This window comes from Neorhizobium petrolearium (assembly GCF_017873175.1).
GTDB lineage: Bacteria > Pseudomonadota > Alphaproteobacteria > Rhizobiales > Rhizobiaceae > Neorhizobium > Neorhizobium petrolearium.
On sequence record NZ_JAGGJW010000001.1, the window covers coordinates 757951 to 775280 of the forward strand.

General features: G+C 60.6%; 17 protein-coding genes. 10 read left to right on the forward strand and 7 right to left on the reverse strand.

Annotation, left to right across the window (positions count from 1 at the left end; translation table 11 throughout):
* Positions 1 to 33 precede the first annotated feature (33 nt).
* The gene (locus J2046_RS03805) at positions 34 to 1413 is read right to left on the reverse strand and encodes a TIGR03808 family TAT-translocated repetitive protein (protein ID WP_210049631.1); all 1380 of its coding nucleotides are present in this window, start codon (positions 1411 to 1413) and stop codon (positions 34 to 36) included.
* A 230-nt stretch (positions 1414 to 1643) separates the two neighbouring features.
* Here J2046_RS03805 and J2046_RS03810 point away from each other — a divergent pair, with 230 nt between their 5' ends.
* Positions 1644 to 3161: a sensor domain-containing protein gene (locus tag J2046_RS03810; RefSeq protein WP_210049633.1), complete on the forward strand. Its 1518-nt coding sequence runs from the start codon at positions 1644 to 1646 to the stop codon at positions 3159 to 3161.
* Between the two features lie 135 nt (positions 3162 to 3296).
* Here the strand turns inward: J2046_RS03810 and J2046_RS33720 are convergent, their stop codons facing one another.
* From J2046_RS33720 to J2046_RS03825, 3 genes are all read right to left on the reverse strand, one after another.
* The gene (locus J2046_RS33720; RefSeq protein ID WP_411828458.1) at positions 3297 to 3476 is read right to left on the reverse strand and encodes a type II toxin-antitoxin system RelE/ParE family toxin; all 180 of its coding nucleotides are present in this window, start codon (positions 3474 to 3476) and stop codon (positions 3297 to 3299) included.
* 9 nt (positions 3477 to 3485) lie between these two features.
* Positions 3486 to 3731, reverse strand: a complete 246-nt coding sequence (locus tag J2046_RS03820; protein ID WP_210049635.1) for a type II toxin-antitoxin system ParD family antitoxin — start codon at positions 3729 to 3731, stop codon at positions 3486 to 3488.
* Between the two features lie 68 nt (positions 3732 to 3799).
* Positions 3800 to 4336: a MarR family winged helix-turn-helix transcriptional regulator gene (locus tag J2046_RS03825; protein ID WP_210049637.1), complete on the reverse strand. Its 537-nt coding sequence runs from the start codon at positions 4334 to 4336 to the stop codon at positions 3800 to 3802.
* A gap of 117 nt (positions 4337 to 4453) precedes the next feature.
* Here J2046_RS03825 and J2046_RS03830 point away from each other — a divergent pair, with 117 nt between their 5' ends.
* The 8 genes from J2046_RS03830 to J2046_RS03865 all read left to right on the forward strand — a co-directional run bounded on the left by J2046_RS03830 (position 4454) and on the right by J2046_RS03865 (position 13702).
* Positions 4454 to 5986: an MDR family MFS transporter gene (locus J2046_RS03830; protein ID WP_210049639.1), complete on the forward strand. Its 1533-nt coding sequence runs from the start codon at positions 4454 to 4456 to the stop codon at positions 5984 to 5986.
* Positions 5987 to 6062: 76 nt separating this feature from the next.
* Positions 6063 to 7400, forward strand: a complete 1338-nt coding sequence (locus tag J2046_RS03835) for a HEAT repeat domain-containing protein (RefSeq protein ID WP_210049641.1) — start codon at positions 6063 to 6065, stop codon at positions 7398 to 7400.
* A gap of 61 nt (positions 7401 to 7461) precedes the next feature.
* Entirely contained in the window at positions 7462 to 8472 is a 1011-nt protein-coding gene (locus J2046_RS03840; protein ID WP_210049643.1) for a ligase-associated DNA damage response exonuclease, read from the forward strand.
* The gene (locus J2046_RS03845; RefSeq protein ID WP_210049644.1) at positions 8472 to 10097 is read left to right on the forward strand and encodes a cisplatin damage response ATP-dependent DNA ligase; all 1626 of its coding nucleotides are present in this window, start codon (positions 8472 to 8474) and stop codon (positions 10095 to 10097) included. The genes J2046_RS03840 and J2046_RS03845 overlap by 1 nt, the downstream gene beginning before the upstream one ends.
* A gap of 96 nt (positions 10098 to 10193) precedes the next feature.
* Complete coding sequence (locus J2046_RS03850; RefSeq protein WP_210049646.1) at positions 10194 to 11147, forward strand: alpha/beta hydrolase family protein; 954 nt, start codon at positions 10194 to 10196, stop codon at positions 11145 to 11147.
* A 107-nt stretch (positions 11148 to 11254) separates the two neighbouring features.
* Positions 11255 to 12079, forward strand: coding sequence for a L,D-transpeptidase (locus tag J2046_RS03855; RefSeq protein WP_210049648.1), 825 nt, complete (start codon positions 11255 to 11257; stop codon positions 12077 to 12079).
* A gap of 224 nt (positions 12080 to 12303) precedes the next feature.
* Positions 12304 to 13026: a L,D-transpeptidase gene (locus tag J2046_RS03860; RefSeq protein ID WP_210049650.1), complete on the forward strand. Its 723-nt coding sequence runs from the start codon at positions 12304 to 12306 to the stop codon at positions 13024 to 13026.
* Positions 13027 to 13294: 268 nt separating this feature from the next.
* Positions 13295 to 13702 carry a DUF6766 family protein gene (locus J2046_RS03865; protein ID WP_210049652.1) on the forward strand — a complete coding sequence of 136 codons (408 nt, stop codon included), beginning with the start codon at positions 13295 to 13297 and terminating at the stop codon, positions 13700 to 13702.
* A 4-nt stretch (positions 13703 to 13706) separates the two neighbouring features.
* On the opposite strand, the gene J2046_RS03870 is transcribed toward J2046_RS03865, so the two are convergent.
* Positions 13707 to 14165, reverse strand: a complete 459-nt coding sequence (locus J2046_RS03870; RefSeq protein WP_210049653.1) for a MarR family winged helix-turn-helix transcriptional regulator — start codon at positions 14163 to 14165, stop codon at positions 13707 to 13709.
* Positions 14166 to 14305: 140 nt separating this feature from the next.
* Here J2046_RS03870 and J2046_RS03875 point away from each other — a divergent pair, with 140 nt between their 5' ends.
* On the forward strand, positions 14306 to 14728 hold the full coding sequence (locus J2046_RS03875) for an organic hydroperoxide resistance protein (protein ID WP_210049655.1): 423 nt from the start codon (positions 14306 to 14308) through the stop codon (positions 14726 to 14728).
* Positions 14729 to 14852: 124 nt separating this feature from the next.
* On the opposite strand, the gene J2046_RS03880 is transcribed toward J2046_RS03875, so the two are convergent.
* Together J2046_RS03880 and J2046_RS03885 are read right to left on the reverse strand one after the other, a co-directional pair.
* On the reverse strand, positions 14853 to 16400 hold the full coding sequence (locus J2046_RS03880) for a GMC oxidoreductase (protein ID WP_210049657.1): 1548 nt from the start codon (positions 16398 to 16400) through the stop codon (positions 14853 to 14855).
* Positions 16397 to 17203 (reverse strand): aldo/keto reductase, encoded by an 807-nt coding sequence (locus tag J2046_RS03885; protein WP_210049659.1) that lies wholly within the window; start codon positions 17201 to 17203, stop codon positions 16397 to 16399. Before J2046_RS03885 ends, J2046_RS03880 begins: the two co-directional genes overlap by 4 nt.
* Positions 17204 to 17330: the final 127 nt, after the last annotated feature.

Consider the following 17330-nt stretch of genomic DNA (forward strand, 5'->3'; position numbering starts at 1 on the left):
CGACGATGAAAGTTTTCAATGAATCTGTTCGCCCTAAACGATCCGGTTGTTCTCGATCGTCAGATGCGCAAGCCCCCGGCCCTGGTTGCCGCCGCGGCCAAGCTCGGTAGTGGAGGGCGCTTTCCAGCGGTAGCCGATCACCGCGCCGTCCTGCACCGCTTCGAAGAGGTTCCCTGAAATCATCGCGTCGCCCGCGCCCTCGACCACGGTCACGGCGCAGCCCACTTTCGCCTGCCGCACGATGTTTCCGGTCGCCAGCACATTGCGCAGATAGGGACCGAAGCCGAGCGCCATGCCCCAGAGCGGCACGTTCTCGATCACATTGCCGGTGACTGCGGTATCCGCTTCGACGCTGATGCCGACGCCGAAAATCGCCTCGTCCAGCGCGTAGGGCCCTACGGGTTTCAGATTGCGGACGATGTTGCTCGCGACGGTCGCAAGCCGCCCGCCTTCGTTGAAATTGACGACCGAAATGCCGTTCGCCGCGCCGTCGATGAGATTGCCGGAAACTATCGCGCCTTCGAAGGCGAACTCCGCATAGATCGCGGTTTCACCCGACGCGAAACATTGATTGTTGGCGATCTGTGCGTTCGAGGCGCTGTTGGCGCGGATCGCCGAAAAGGCCGATTGCGAGATGTGGTTGCTGGTCACCATCACGTTGTCGGCGCGGAAGAGATTGATCGCATTGCCGTACTGGCCGGTTCCGCCATTCGTCGCGCCGGTCCCGAGGATGCGGTTGCCGGAGACGATCGTGCCGTCGATACCCTTCGTCCAGCGATGGACGAGGATACCGCCGTTGCCGCAGTCGACGATCGTGTTGCCGGTCACGGAAAGTCCCGTGCTTTCCACGGCCAGGAGTCCGTATTCGCCGGCCTCCGAAATCCGGCTTCGTTCGACCCTTCCGCCACACCGTTCGAGCTGGACGGCCGTCTTTCCCGCACCGGTGATCTCGCAATTGTCGATCATCACCTCGCCGACACCGCGCAAGTGGACGAGCGCGGGGCTCTGGTCGTCGAGCCGGCGGCTGGCGCCGTCGATGACGATATTGGTAAGCTCGATGCGACGCACGCCATCGGCTTTCAGGAGGTATCCGTCACCGGAATAGACGAGGCGTGAGGCACCGGGCACGCCGGTGATCCGCGTGCCCTCGGGCAGGTCGAGGTTGGAGACCTGGTAATCGCCGGGTGGCAGGAAGACAGGCATGTTCCGGCGCGCAGCCTTGGTGATGATCTCGCCGAGTTTGCGGCTTCCTTTCTCGCCGCCCTCGGACGTGACGCCATGTTCCCGGGCATCGATCGACCCTCGCAGATCGGCCGTCGAAAACCCCTCCGGGGTCGCGAGCGCACGGAGCGGGCTCCCTCCGCAAGCGGCCGCGCTGGCGATCATCGTCAATACTGCCCGTCTCGAAATCATCCAACGCTATCCTTTGACATCAACGAAGCATTTTCCATGCCAGCCCTTTGCATCATGGTTACGCGGATTAGTTTTGAGCGGGTGAGTAGAAAATGCTTCTATACATGCTCCACGCATGACAGATTTCACAATCTTTTTAAGCAACGATAAGGAATTCTGCGTCATGCTATATGCAATGGGGCGGCGGGTTCTCGCGCATTTTTCGGATGAAAGTGGAAGGAGAGGTGGGGATGGTGGGACCCTTGTCGCATAGCATGCCCCTGGCTTTCACCTCCGATCCGCTGGATGAACTCTGCACTCGCCTGCTTCGTGTCTCCACTGAAACCGATACCGATTTCGACATTACCCCCGTCACACGTCAACTCGAAGCCTATAGTCTTCTCGATCACCTTCCGGATTTCATCTATGTGAAGGATCGTCGGAGCCGCTTTGTCTTCGCCAACGCCGCCGCCGGCCGCAACAGCAGGTTCCACGACGGTTCCGACATGATCGGCAAGACCGATTTCGACATCCTCGCCCACGAGACCGCGCGTGAACTCTTTGCCGTCGAACAGGAGGTCATGTCGACAGGCATTGCGATTCAGGGCCGGGAGGAACGCATCAAGCTTCCGGATGGCCGCGTGCTGTGGCTCACCACATCGAAGATGCCGTTGCGCGATGCGGAAGGCCAGATCGTCGGCCTAGTCGGCATTTCGCGGGACATCACCGAACGCAAACGACAGGACGACCGCCGCCACGGCCATGCCCGGCTGTTGGAGATGATCGCCCGCGGCCAGCCCCTTCAGACGGTTCTCGATGCGTTGGTCCGCACGGTGGAGGAAGAACTGGACGATATCACGGCTTCCGTCCTGTTTCTCGAAGAGAATACGAACCGGCTGCGTCACGGCGCGGCCACGCGGCTTCCGCCTGCGTATGTGAAACTCATCGACGGCCTGGAGATCGGACCGAAGGTCGGCTCATGCGGCACGGCCGCCTGGCGGCGTTCCCCGGTTTTCGTCGAGGACGTTCTGGCCGACCCGCTCTGGGACGACTATCGCGAACTCGCGATCATATTCGGTTTCCGTTCCTGCTGGTCGACACCCATCCTGGCGCCGGACGGCCGGGTGCTCGGCACGTTCGGGCTTTATTCCGACAGCCCGCGCGAGCCTACGGATCTGGAGCTCGAGCTGACGGCCATGGCGACCGATATCGCCGGCATTGCGATTGAGCGCGCCCGCAATGAAGAGCGTATCCAGCATATGGCGCACCACGATCCATTGACCGGCCTGCCGAACCGGACGCTGTTCTGGGCTCAGTTCGGCCGTACCTTGCATGAGGCCCGCCGCGAGAACCGCAAGGTCACGATCGCCTATATCGACCTCGATAACTTCAAGCAAATCAACGATACGCTCGGTCACGCCGCGGGAGACGAAGTCTTGAAGACGCTGTCATCCCGCATGGCGAACTGTATCCGCGCCAGCGATCTTCTGGTTAGGCTTGGCGGCGACGAATTCGCGATCGTCTTCAGCAATCCCAGTCAGGATGAACTGGGCGTCGTGCGCCGGCTGCAGGAGCTTCGCACTTTGGTGTCCCGCCCGATCGTCGTCGAAGGCAGGAGCGTCACGGCCACCTGCAGCATGGGGATCGCCTTCTTTCCGCAGGATGGCGATACGCCCGAAACTCTGCTCGCACGTGCCGACCGCGCCATGTATGAGGCCAAGGACCAGGGACGCGACCGGCTGCGTGTTTCAGGCGGCGAGGGCATTTAACCCTCGCTCTCCGGCTCCGTATCACCGGCGCCGAAATGCCGTTCGGCGTCCCGATGGCCTTCGAGGATGTTGACTGCTTGGAAGCGATCACCTGCAGAACGGACGTAGATGATGCATCCCGATACGTGACGCTTCTCAATCGAGGGCCGAGTTCCGAGCGGTCTCGCCCATTGTACCGGGTAGCGTCGCAAGGTTGCGGCATTTGTGACGCAATGCTCTCACGAACTGTCGTGCGATTGCCGCGCTGCCGCTTTCTCTTGAGACGTAATGGGCTATTTCCCTGAAATCGGCCTCCACGCTATCGAGATATTGAATGCGTGGCGCTCAATAGCCCTCTTTCTCAAGCTTCTCGAATTCGGCATCCAGAAAAACATCCAGCTCTTCCTCGCTGACGTCACCGCCGGCTTCAATGGACCGCTGCAGCGTCTTCCTCAGCGCCGAAAGCTTCGTCTCGCGCTCTTCCACGAGCCGCAGGCCTTCTAGCACCACTTCGCTGGCCGAGCCGTAACGCCCTTCTTGCACCGCTTCCTCGATGAATGTTTCCCAGCGGGGACCGACCGAAACATTCATGGTTTTGCTTCCGATATTCTCTCTTCAGAATAACGGAATAGCAATTTATGCGCAATTTATTAGATAGCTCAGGGGGCGTCGGAAAGGTGGGACTCCGGCGTCTTCTCCGCCGCCACGTAGATGGCTTCGAAGTTCGATACGAATTTTTCGAAGAGCGCGGAAAAGGCGTTGAGCTCGTCCTCCGGCCAGCCTTCCAGCACGCGGGCGAGCAGCGTGCGTTTGACTGCGCGGATTTCGGCCAGCAGCCTGTCGCCGAACTCGGTCCGGACGACGAGCGAGCGGCGGCCGTCGGCCTGGGATGCGTCGCGGCGCAAGATGCCCCGGGCGACGAGATCCGCCACCAGCCGGCTGCCGCGCGACGGGTCGATTCGCATCGCCTCCGCGATCGCGCCGACGGTGACCTCGCCCTCGATGCGGCGCATTACGTCCAGCACGTCGAGATGCGAAATGTCGAGACCCGGAGCGATATTGGCGATTGCCGTGCGCCCGATGATCCGCCGGCCGATCAGCAATCGCATGCGGCCGAGCGTCTCGCTGATGCGCGCTACGTCTTCGGGGGAAGTGGTTGCGGCGGATTCCTGTCTCAAAAGGCTCTTGGTCATCATCGGGAAAGAATATCAGACCCTCCGTTCCGTTCCAACCATTCTTTGCTTTAGGCATCAAAGTGCCATTGACAATTATATGCTTGCGGCACATAAAATTTCGACACTTTGGATTAACCTATGGATATGACCCGCCCGGCCCATGTGCCGCTTGTCACCGATCGCCGGCAGCGGTTGGTGATCTTCTGCTTTTTGCTGACGGCGCTGTTCATGGCGACGCTGGACAACCAGATCGTCTCGACCGCATTGCCGACAATTATCGGCGAATTCGGTGAACTGGAGCGTTTCGGCTGGGTCGGTTCGGCCTATCTCCTTGCGACCAGCGCGACAATGCCGATCTACGGAAAGCTCGGCGATCTCTTCGGTCGCAAATACGTGATGCTGGCGGCGATCGTCATCTTCACCGTCGGCTCTCTTACTTGCGGCCTCGCCTGGTCGATGGATTCGCTCATCGCCTCGCGCCTGCTGCAGGGCATGGGCGGCGGCGGCATCATGGTGTCGATCTTTTCCATCAATGCCGATCTATTCGAGCCCCGTGAGCGGGCGAAATATCAGAGCTATTCGAGCCTTGTCATTATGGCGTCCGGCAGCCTCGGCCCGCTGCTTGGCGGCACCATGAGCGAATGGTTCGGCTGGCGATCGATCTTTCTCATCAATCTGCCGATCGGCATCGTCGCTCTGACCGGCATCTCGCTCCTGCTGCCCTATCGCCGTCCGGTCCGCAGACCGAAGATCGATTATCCTGGTGCCATTCTGCTTGCCGCGATGGTCGCGAGCATCGTGGTCTGGGCTGATAGCGTCACGCTCTTCGGTTCGTTGATCGCTTGGCAATCCATGCTGGTCGTGGCCTTCGGTGTGCTTTGCGCCATCTCCTGGGTTGTCGTCGAAGGCCGTGTTCCCGAACCGATCGTGCCTTTGAAACTCTTCCGGGATTCGACCTTCTCGCTATTCCTGGTCGTGTCCTTCTGCACCGGGGCGGTGGCGATCGGCATGGCGAATTATTTCGCGCTTTTCCTGCAGACGACGACGGGCCTTTCGCCATCCGTGGCGAGCTTCTGCTTCATTGCTACCACCACCGGCATCGTCATCGGTTCCATATCGACCGGGAGGCTGATCTCCATCAGCGGCCGTTATAAGCCCTTCACGCTGATCGGTCTGTCGCTGAACGTCGTAGCGCTGTTCATCTTCTCGCAGCTTCCGGCCGGAACTCCGGTTCCCTTCATCCTGGGCTTCATGTTGATGCAGGGGCTTGCGATCGGTTTCGGCCAGCAGGCGCCGATCATCGGCGTGCAGAATTCCGCCCCACGCGAAGATGTCGGTGCGGCGACCGGTGCCGTGACACTGATGCGTATGGCCGGTGCTTCGATCGCGATCTCCATCTATGGCGCGATCGTTGCGGCCGGGATCAGGGGCGTCGGCACCAGCATTCCGGGCGTCGAGGATATCGCTTCGCTCACGCCGGCCATGATGCTTCGATTGCCGGAGGCGTCGCGCATCGCGGTTCACACGCTCTACACGGAAGCCTTCGTGCCGGTCTTCATGACGGGAAGCGCCATGGCGCTGATCGGCCTTCTCGCCGCATGCCTGCTGAAGCCGATCCGCCTGCCGGCGGCAGTGGTGCGCACCGAGAGTTCTTCCAAGCCTGCAACTTGATGCAACTAAAAGTTATTTATTGATATATTTAAAACTATAAGTATAATTCCCTCCTGCTGAAGCGGGGGGCTTTGCAATGGCTAACGACGAAGCTGGCGGCAATGGCAACAATGCCAGTCCTCAAAACCCGGCCCCGAACGGGCCGGGCGGCGGCGGAGGTAACGGGCCGGGTCCTGGGGGTGGAGGAATTCCTCCCCATCTGACCAGTATAGCGATCGGGGTCGGGCTGCTGATGATCGTCGGAGGGGTATCCGCCGGCTTTCTCGATCAGAAATCCCTTTTGACGACATTGATCGCCTGTGCTGGCGTGGCGGTCGTCCTGTCGGCATTCGGCGCTCAGGCACAGGGGGCCTGGCGGGGATGGACGATGGGCGGATCGGTTGCGATAGCATTCGCCATGTTCCTGCTTCTGCAGGCCTATGACACGCCGCCCATGCTCTACAAGACTGGCTCGATCAGCGGCGATATCGACAAACTGAGCGATGTCGTCATTCTCGATGACGATCCGCTGTATCAATATCGCGATCTCAACGCCAAGGAGATCAAGTTCATCCTGACCAATAACGGCTTCCGGAAGTCGAATATCCGCATCCGGGTGACCACGCTCGACAGCGGCCAGCCCCGTTCGGAGTTCACGATGGTCGCCGGCGCCGAAGGCATCGCCAAAGCACACCTGGGACCGCTTTTCGGCAACAACAAGAATATCGATTGGGAGTTCGATCTCGCCCGCCGGGTGGTGACCGAAAATGGCAAGGTCGTCTTCAAGGAAGTTCGCTCCCTGCAGGACCTGGCGATCGCCATTCCTCAACCGGGCGCAGCATCGGTCCAGCTTCTCCAGTCGCTGCTCCTTCCGGTCGCATTAGCCCAGTCCCCGCCGTTGGATATCGATCCCGTGATATTCGATCGTCTGCAGGATGACGACGCCTCCATCCGCCGCAGCACGCGCGACAATCTGGCGGCCCTCGGCCCGGCGGCGGTCCCGACCATGATTCGGCATCTGAAAGAGGATGTGGACGGCTACCGGACCAAGCTCGGCATAACCTACGCGCTGGCCGAGATGATGCGCCGTTCGCCGACGACCGAAACGAGGCAGGCCATATCTGCCAACCTCAAGGGAGAGGACTTTCCGGTTCTGGTGGCGGCGGCGCAGGATGACGACGACACCGTTCGGCTGCAGGCCGGAGAATTTCTCTATCTCCTGCAGGATCAGCGCTCCATCGGGCCGAGCATCGATGCGGCAGCCATCGCATCGGACGAGACCAAGGCGGCGGATCAGGTATTGATCATCCGCGAGGCGGGCAAAAACCTTTCCTCGGACGAGAAGCTCAAGGTCATCGAATCCCTGAACGACCTGGGTGCGGTCAACGACCTGATCAAGAACAAGGATGCGCTGACCAAGATCCTGAAATGGTAACAGCGCCCGGTCGGGGGGAGCCGGTCTGGCGTCATGCGGTTTTTGCCCTATCTTCAAGGGCATGAAACCCGAGGCATTGCTTCATCCCACCCCGGCCGGGCTCTTCTGCCCCATCGGCCGTTTCCATGTCGATCCGGTGCGTCCCGTCGAGCGGGCCCTGATCACGCACGGCCATTCCGATCATGCGCGCGCCGGCCATGCGAAAGTGCTTGCCACGCGCCAGACGCTCGACATCATGCGGTTGCGCTACGGCGATGGTTTCGCCGGGTCGGAACAGGCGGCGACCTTCGGCGAGGAGATCGATATCGACGGCGTTCGCGTGAGCTTCCATCCGGCGGGTCACGTGCTCGGTTCGGCCCAGATCGCCATCGAGAAGGGCGGGCTTCGCATCGTCGTCTCCGGCGATTACAAGCGCGGCACCGATCCCACCTGCGCGCCCTTCGCGCCGGTCACCTGCGACGTCTTCATCACCGAGGCGACCTTCGGCCTGCCGGTCTTCCATCACCCGGACCCGAGGGACGAGATTGCCAGGCTGCTCACCTCGCTGAACCAGTTTCCGGAACGCAGCCACCTCGTCGGCGCCTATGCGCTCGGAAAGGCGCAGCGCGTCATCAGGCTCATCCGCGATTGCGGCTACTCCGAACCGATCTTCATCCACGGTGCGCTGGCGAAGCTTTGCGACTATTATGTCGGGCAGGGGATCGACCTCGGCGACATCCGCCCCGCAACAATGGAGAAGAGCGATCCTGCCGCTTTCAAGGGAGCCGTCGTCGTCGGCCCGCCATCGGCCTTCCAGGATCGCTGGGCGCGGCGCTTCAACGAGCCGCTGACCGCCTTCGCATCGGGCTGGATGATGATCCGCCAGCGGGCGAAACAAGGCGGTGTCGAACTGCCGTTGGTCATCTCCGACCATTGCGATTGGCCCGAGCTTCTGGCGACTATCGAAGAGATAAGCCCCTCCGAAGTCTGGGTGACTCATGGCCGCGAGGAAGCGCTGGTGCGCTGGTGCGAGTTGAAGAATATCCCCGCCCGCCCGCTGCATCTCGTCGGTTACGAGGACGAGGGGGATTGATGAAACCGTTCGCCACCCTCCTCGATCGGCTCGTGTTGACTCCGTCCCGCAATGGCAAGCTTACTTTGCTCGCCGACTATTTTCGCGATACGCCCGATCCGGACCGTGGGTACGGCCTCGCGGCGCTTGCCGGCGCGCTGGATCTCAAAAGCGTCAAGCCAGCCATGCTGCGTGATCTGGTGCTGGAGCGGATGGACCCGGTCCTCTTCCAGTATTCCTACGACTATGTGGGGGATCTTGCCGAAACCATTTCGCTCGTCTGGGACGGCGGTCGCAAGGATACGATCGACGATGAACACCAGCCGCGCCTCGGCGAGGTCGTCACGCGGATGAATTCGCTCGGTCGCACAGAGGTGCGCTCTGCCGTCCGCGATCTGCTCGACCGGCTCGATACGTCGAGCCGCTTCGCCTTCCTCAAGCTCGTGACGGGCGCGCTCCGGATCGGCGTTTCCGCCAGACTTGCCAAGCAGGCCCTCTCGGATATGAGCGGCAAGGATGTGACTGAGATCGAAACGCTCTGGCACGGGCTTACGCCACCTTACGAACCGCTCTTCGCCTGGCTGGAGGGCCGCGCGGACAAGCCGGTTCTCGCGACTCCCGCGATCTTCCATTCCGTCATGCTGGCCAATCCGGTCGAGGAGGGCGATCTCGAAAAGCTCGATCCCGCCGATTACGCCGCCGAATGGAAATGGGACGGCATCCGCATCCAGATGTCGAGCTATGGCGGCACCAGGAAGCTTTATTCGCGCTCCGGCGATGATATCACCGGCGCCTTTCCGGACGTGGTCGACGCGATCAATTTCGAGGGCGTCATCGACGGTGAGTTGCTGATCGGCGGCACGGCTCGCTCCAACAATCCGACGCGCACCTTTTCCGATCTGCAGCAGCGGCTCAATCGCAAGACGGTGACGGCGAGAATGCTGGACGACTATCCGGCCTTCGTCCGTGCCTATGACCTGTTGTTCCAGGGCGAGATGGATATCCGCGCGGAAACCTTCTTCGAACGCCGCGGTCGTCTCGGCGAGGTCATCGCTCGGGCGCCGCATGATCGTTTCGATCTCTCGGAGCTCGTGCCTTTCTCGACCTGGAACGAACTCGACCGACTGCGCATTGCGCCGCCTGATCCGGTGATTGAAGGCGTGATGATCAAGAAGAAGGACAGTCCCTATCAGGCCGGTCGTCTCAAGGGACCCTGGTTCAAGTGGAAGCGCGATCCCTACAATATCGATGCAGTGATGCTCTATGCGCAGCGCGGCCATGGCAAGCGGTCGAGCTATTATTCAGACTTCACCTTCGGCGTCTGGGCCGAGACGGCGGACGGCGAGGCGCTTGTGCCGGTGGGCAAGGCTTATTTCGGTTTCACCGACGCCGAACTCGAAATCCTCGACAAGTTCGTGCGCGACAACACGGTCGATCGATTCGGGCCTGTGAGGGCGGTGCGCGCTGATCCCGATTTCGGTTTCGTGCTGGAAGTCGCCTTCGAAGGCATCAACCGCTCGACCCGCCACAAGTCCGGCGTCGCGATGCGCTTTCCCCGCATTGCGCGGCTCAGGCAGGACAAGCTGCCGCGCGACGCCGACCGGCTTTCGACACTGACGGCCATGGTGGACGCGAAGGGCAGCTAACGACGCGCCGTCGTTCTCGAATCCTTGAATGGACAACCGCCGGAGCCCGGTGATGAAATGCCGGATATCCCGCAATAGACGGCAGGTGTAAAAGGCATGGCAGACGACCGCATTTCCTCCATTTCAGACAACTCGGAGAATGGCGGTCTGACCCGCCGCGCGCTTCTCGCCGGCACTGCCGGCCTTTCCGCTGCGGCGATGCTGCCTGCCTCCGCACGTGCGGATTTTCCGGTCCCCGCAATTCCGCCGCTCGAAAGGGAGGATTATGCCGATGCCCGCCGGCGTTTTCGGACCAATCTGATCAGCAAGGGTCCTTCGCCGGAAAAGGCTCCGCCGCTCGATACGCCGGCCGGATCGAAGCGTGTGCTCTATCGCGGTGGTCCGCATGGCTCGATCGAACTGATCGCCTGGATATCCCCTTACGAGCCGTCTTCGAAGCTCAAGCCGGCGGTGCTTTTCCTGCATGGCGGCAATGCCACCGGCGACGGTCATTGGGAGCTGATGAAGCCTTATGCGGATGCCGGTTTCGTCGTCATGCTGCCCTCGTTCAGGGGCGAGAACGGCCAGGCGGGCAATTACTCGGGCTTCTACGACGAGACAGCCGATGTGCTCGCCGCGGCCACCTATCTGGAGTCCTTGCCGGGGATCGACAGGAACCGCTTTTTTCTCGCCGGCCATTCGAATGGCGGCACGCTGGCACTTCTCGCCGCGATGAGCCGGAAATTTCGTGCAGCGGTGCCGATCTCCGCCGGTGTCGATGCCTGGCGCTACTTCCGTCGCTACAGCGGCGAGATCCGTTTTGACGAAAACGATCCGAAAGAGTTCATCATGCGCTCCTCGGTCTGTTTCGCCCCGAGCCTCAAATGCCCGACCTTGCTGTTGCGGGGCACCGAGGAGCGGCCGTTCGACAAGGACCACCAACTCCTGATGGACAGGGCACGTTCAGCCGGCGTATCCATCGAGGCAAGGACCCTGCCGGGCACGCATAACGGCGTCGTTCCGGGCGCGGTCGCCGAAAGCATCCGCTTCTTCAACCGCATCGCGGCGTAAGGTTGACTGGCTACGGGTTCCTGTCAAGTTTGCACGAACTGCACCAGCTTCGCGCCAGCCGCGTTTGCCAATCTATCTTCCGATATCATCTGCCGGAAGCGGGTTTCATGCCGATTTCTCTTCGACCTTTCCGCCGAATCCTTGGCCTTTCCTCCGTTCTTGCGGCAGGTGTCGCATTGGCGGGCTGCCAGGTGCCATTCGTCACCGATACGAGCCGGATGAACCCGGACGTCTTCGTCCAGGAGACGGCGCCGGTTTTTTATGTTCCCCCTTATGCCGATCCTCCGACGAACCAGCCGCCTCCGACGCCGGGCGCTATCCCGCAGCGGCGCCAGCTCTACCCGTCTGATTTCCATCAGACCTACGGCCTGCCGGTGTCCAATCCCGTGCATCGAACCCTGTATGGCGTGGTCCGCGACGAGGGGCATACGCTTCCGGCCGTCCCCTATTCGCGAATCGATGCCCGATACCTGCGCCAGGAGGTCGATTATCGCACCGGCGAGGCCCCCGGCACGATCGTCGTCGATACGCGGCAGCGTTTCCTCTATTTCGTCCAGCCGGGCGGCAAGGCGATCCGTTACGGCGTGGGCCTCGGCAAGGCGGGCTTTTCCTGGCATGGCCGTGGCGTCATCCAGCATAAGGCGAAATGGCCGCGCTGGACGCCGCCCAACGATATGGTGGCCCGCCAGCCGGAACTGCGCAAGTTTGCCGCTTCCGAAGGCGGGTACAATCCGGGCCTCAACAATCCGCTCGGCGCCCGGGCGCTCTATATCTACAAGGATGGCAAGGACACGCTCTATCGGGTCCACGGTACGCCGGATTGGCAATCGGTCGGCAAGGCGACGTCATCCGGCTGCGTGCGCATGTTCAATCAGGATGTCATCGATCTCTTCGACCGGGTTCCGTCCGGCACGCCGATCGTCGTCATCTGAACCGCGGGAAGGGATGTGGAATTGTCCAAGGGAGCGGTTTCGGCTGCTCCCTTCACGTTTCATCCCATCTGTTTGAGACATCGTGTCCATATTGTGAACAGTTGCTTAATTATCGCAGACCTATGCTCGAACGCCACGGCAGGGATTCGGAACCTTTCAGCCGCCCTTCCGTTGAAGTATGCTTTTTTTGAGTTCAGGCGTTTCCATCGAGCGGTCCTCCACACATGATTCATAAAACTCCCTATTCCCGCCGGGGCTTCCTGTCCCTTCTGGGCGTCGGCACGGCCTCGACCCTGGCCGGATGTGCTTCGACGGTGCCTGGGCCAGGCGACACGATGATCACCTATCGGGAGGGAGGCAGCGTCCGCCGGCCGGCTATCCTGCCCGGCAGCAGCCCGGAACTGGATCAGATGTACGGCACGGTGGTCGATGGCGGTTTCGTCATCCCGGCCATTCCTTATCAGCAGATCAATCCCCGCTACTATCGCCAGCGCGTTCTTGATCCGACCGGCGAGCGTCCCGGCACGGTGGTCGTGGACACGCCATCCCGCTTCCTCTACCTCGTCGAGCCCGGCGGCTCGGCGATGCGCTATGGTGTCGGCATCGGGCGCGAAGGCTTCGCATGGTCCGGCGAAGGTGTCATCCAATGGCGTCAGAAATGGCCGAAATGGACTCCGCCGAACGACATGATCGCCCGCCAGCCGGAGCTTGCGAAATATTCGGCGGACAATGGCGGCATGCCGCCGGGGCTTACGAATCCCCTCGGCGCCCGCGCGCTTTATATCTTCCAGAACGGCCAGGACACGCTCTATCGCCTGCACGGCTCGCCGGAATGGAACTCGATCGGCAAGGCCGTTTCTTCCGGCTGCGTTCGCCTGATGAACCAGGACATCATCGATCTCTACGAACGCGTGCCCCAGAAGGCGCGTGTGGTGGTCTGGCAGTAAATCAGACCTGCGATCAGCCTGGACGGAACCCATCTGGTGACGGAGGAGGTGCCGCCCATGCTCGAAATCGATGCTACGCTCGTCAAACGCCTGGTCTCCGCGCAATTTCCGCACCGGGATCGCCGATCTGCGGGAAAAGGATCCACCGGTGCGATACCCGCCGCCGCTGGATCAACGGATCGTGGCGGCTCATCTCATGATGGCCTGACCTTTGCGGGAACCTCCTCCGGAACTCCCTCGTTGAAGCGGAAGCCACTCGCAGAAGCCCATGCCGCAGAATTCACTATGGCGGGCTCACAGCTACGCCTGGATCACGATGGCGTTTTTCATTTTCAGTCTGATCGGGCACTGGCTGTTCGGCTGGTTCGCCTTCGTTCAGGAACAGGTGGAACACGGGCAGGCGGTCGAGCTTTCGGGTTACCTGATGGAAATGCTGCGGGATACCTATGAGAACTGGCAGTCCGAATTCCTTCAGCTCCAGTGGCAGGTCGGCGGCCTGGCGTTCTTCCTGTTCCTGGGCTCGCCGCAATCCAGGGAGGGCTCTGACCGCCTGGAGGCGAAGATCGACGTCATCCTGGGCAGGGTGGACCCGGTGGATGGCGACGGCGTCATCCGCGAACTGGATGAGCGCTATTGCGGGCGCCATACGGTTGAGCCCGAAGCGCACAAGACGTGACTTCTCATGAGGCCGACAGCAACCTCTCCTTGAGCGCCACCAGTCCGTCGCGCAGTGCCGCGGCTTCATCGAGGCTGCAGCCGAGGGCTTTGCCGATCGCTTCCGTTACGCCGGCGGCCTCGTTCTTAAGCTCGGCGCCTTTTCCCGTGAGCGAAATCCGGACCTGGCGCTCGTCGTCGCGATCGCGTTTGCGGGCGACGAACCCGGCCTGCTCCAGCCGCTTGAGAAGGGGTGAGAGCGTACCGGAATCAAGCCCCAGCCGGTCGCCGATCGCCTTCACCGGCTGGCCGTCTTCTTCCCAGAGCGCGATCATCACCAGATATTGCGGATAGGTAAGCCCCAGCGGCTCGAGCAGCGGCTTATAGGTCCGGTTGAAGGCATGTGCAGCACCATAGATCGCAAAGCAGAGCTGCGCATCAAGCTTGATTTCGAAATTCTGCGAATCGCGTGCGGTTTTCTGCATGGCCGGTCCTGTCTTCACACATCTGTGCTCTATCTTTTCCCGAGTTTGCATTTTCGCAGGCTTGACGTTCGATTGCAATGCGCGTAATTAGATTGCGCGCAATTGATTTGCGAGCAATATATCCCGAAGGGAGTTTGAAGATGCCCATTCTCTACACGACCAAGGCTTCCGCCACCGGCGGCCGTGCCGGCCACGCCCGTTCCGCAGACGGTGTTCTCGATGTAAACCTCACGGTTCCGAAGGAGCTTGGCGGAGACGGTGCTACCGGCACCAATCCGGAACAGCTTTTTGCTGCCGGCTATTCCGCCTGCTTCCTGGGCGCGCTGAAATTCGTCGCCGGCAAGGAAAAGGTGAAGATCCCCGAAGACGCAAAGGTGACGGCAACCGTCGGCATCGGCCCGCGCGAAGATGGCGGCGGCTTCGGCATCGAAGTTTCGCTCTCGGTCGATATTCCAGGCGTCGAGCGCTCGATAGCTGAAGACCTCGTTGCCAAGGCGCATATTGTCTGCCCCTACAGCCACGCCATGCGCACCTCGACCGAGGTTCCGGTCTCGGTCGCCTGATCGGCTTCATGTCAGCGAAGTTTCCGAGATTTGCTGCTCCGATGTTCAACGATCCGAAACCGGCACAACCCGGAAACAGACTGCCCGCAGCGATGCTGCGGGCAGTGTGTTGTTCGGCCGAATGTCAACCTTCAGCGTTCGCAGTCACGTCTTTGCGACCGATCTGCGAGACGCAACGTGCGGCAAGCAGCAGCAACATCATTGTCGGGTTCGCGCCGCCACCGGTCGGGAGTACGGATGTGGAAAGGAGTTGCACATTCGGCACCGTGAAAACCCTGAGATCGGCGTCAACCACGCCTTCTTTTTCAGTGGCCGCCATTCGGGTCGAGCCGGTCGGGTGATATATTCCTCCTCCGCGCGCCAGCGCTGCTTCTGCCTGCCCGGCGCCCATCCGCCTGAAACGGGTGATCGCCGACAAAGAAAGCTTGCCCCACATGGCCTCGAAAGCGTCTACCGAACGTGTCAGGTTCTGCTTGTCTCTTTCGGTTACTTCCCAGGAAATGACTGCAAGCGGATTGCCGAATGCATCACGTCGATCCGATGAAAGCGAGATGCGATTTTCGGTGATGGGTTCCTGTTCGATGACCATATGTACAGGGAGTTTGGCGCCGTCCGGAAAAAGGAGGCGTTTGCGATAATAGCGCGACCAGGTCGCCCGAACCAACCATGGTGCGGTTCTAACCAGTCCCACGATGTCACTTGCGGCAGGCAGTCGCCTCTTTTGCAGTGAACGGAAGACGCCACGCAATACGTCGAAGCCGCCCTTTCCATCAGTTTCGAAGGCGATATGCGCAAAGCTCGGTCGTATCTTTGCTCTCAGGTCGGTATCGCTTCCCAGTTCGAAGCGCAGGTTGCGCATCGTTCCGTTTTTCTCGAAACGGAAGCCGACATGCTGATTGAGTTCAGAGAAAGCGGAGGCGACGATCTCGCCGACGGGCGTGGACAGATGATCGCAGAAATTCCGGCCCAATTCGGGAGAGCGAACGGAAATGATGCCCTCGTGCTGCGCGTCCATGAGCAGGGCGAGCCTCGTCGTTTCGATCGCGCCCGCTGATATGATGTAGCGATCGGCTGAAACCGACAGTTCGTCGCCGGACAGGGTCTTTGCCGTAATCTTTCTGAGCATGGAGCGATCGAGAGAGAAATCGGTGACGGTCGCATTGAGCCAGACTTCGAGATTTGGCAAGATTTCCAGCCGATCCCTCGTAAGGTTGTAAACGTTCCGCTTCTTGAAGGGTGGCCATTTCGCCAGACGGGCCGTGTGGGTTGTCGACGACAAGTCCGCCAATTCGTAACCACCTTGCGCCAGACCGAAGACATTTTCCACCAAAGGGATGAACGGACGAAGATCTTCCATGGTCACAGGCCATTTGGCCATTTCAAGATCTTCGTTCTGAAAGGGGATAAGGGCCCCGCCCCATCTGGTGGAAGTGCCGCCAATGCATCGGAACCTGCCGTGGGCGGCTCCATCATAAATGGATTTCAGATGTACGACTTCGTTGAGCGGATGTTCTTCCGCATTCTGGTGGAATCCGCCGGACTCTAGGCAGATCACATCATGCCCGGCTTCAGCCAGCCATACACTGACAAGCAGTCCTGTCGTTCCCCCGCCGATAACCAGGATATCCGCCTTGGCTTCCAGCCGACCGGCGCCACTCAAATCCTTGATCATGCAGCGGACTCGGCTATGCGGGCATATTGCGGCAAGCGTTCCGGGCGGAGCGTGCTGACGATCACGGCTCCCGACCGGTTTCGCCGCAATGCATCCATGAGGATATTTTCCACACTTGCATGGTTGCCGCTGCTGCGGGCGCCGCTCACATAGCCGTAGGTCACCTGCATGGGCAGGCCGTATCGCGACAACGCATCGGCTTCGCGGTTTTCCAGGCTGTCCAGAACCTGCACATATTGGCAAAGGGCAACGCAGTGCTCGGCAATCGGTGCTACCCTGTCTGCCGTGCTTGCAAGGCCGAAATTTTTGACCTTCCCGGCTTTCACGCAATCCTCGCGCCATCGGAGCCATTCATCGGTACGAACCGTGCCAGGGTCCGGTTCGTGAAGCGTGTAGACGTCGATGCGGTCCCTTCCCAGCCGTCTGAGGCTTCGTTCCAGAGCGACTTTGGCTCTTGCCAGGTCGAAGGTCTTGGTGGGGGCGGATATGGGCTTTATAACCCGGCCGGCCGCTTTACGTAGGAAGATCAGCGCATCTGGCTGTGCTTCTCCGCCCGGCGAATAGATGCCGACCTTTGTCGTGACGGTGAGGGCGGGATGCTCGCGCAGCACCTGCTTCAGGTCCCGCTCGGCTGCGCCGAAGCCGTAATATGGCGCGGTATCGAAATGCGTGAAACCGGCGTCAACCGCAGCCTTCAGCAACCGATAACGAGTATCCGGACGTCCGGCGTTAAATAGGGATGCGGTTCCGAGAATAAAACGCGAGCAACGTAAATTGATCCCAGGTATGACTACTTGCTTCAAATTTATATCTCCAAATACACCTCGCCAGCCTGCCTGAGATTTTATGTAAGTCCAGTGAAATTTCATTGAAAAACAAACGGACCCATGCGCCTTGCGATAGTGTCCGGATGGCTGCCGTATCGCCTTT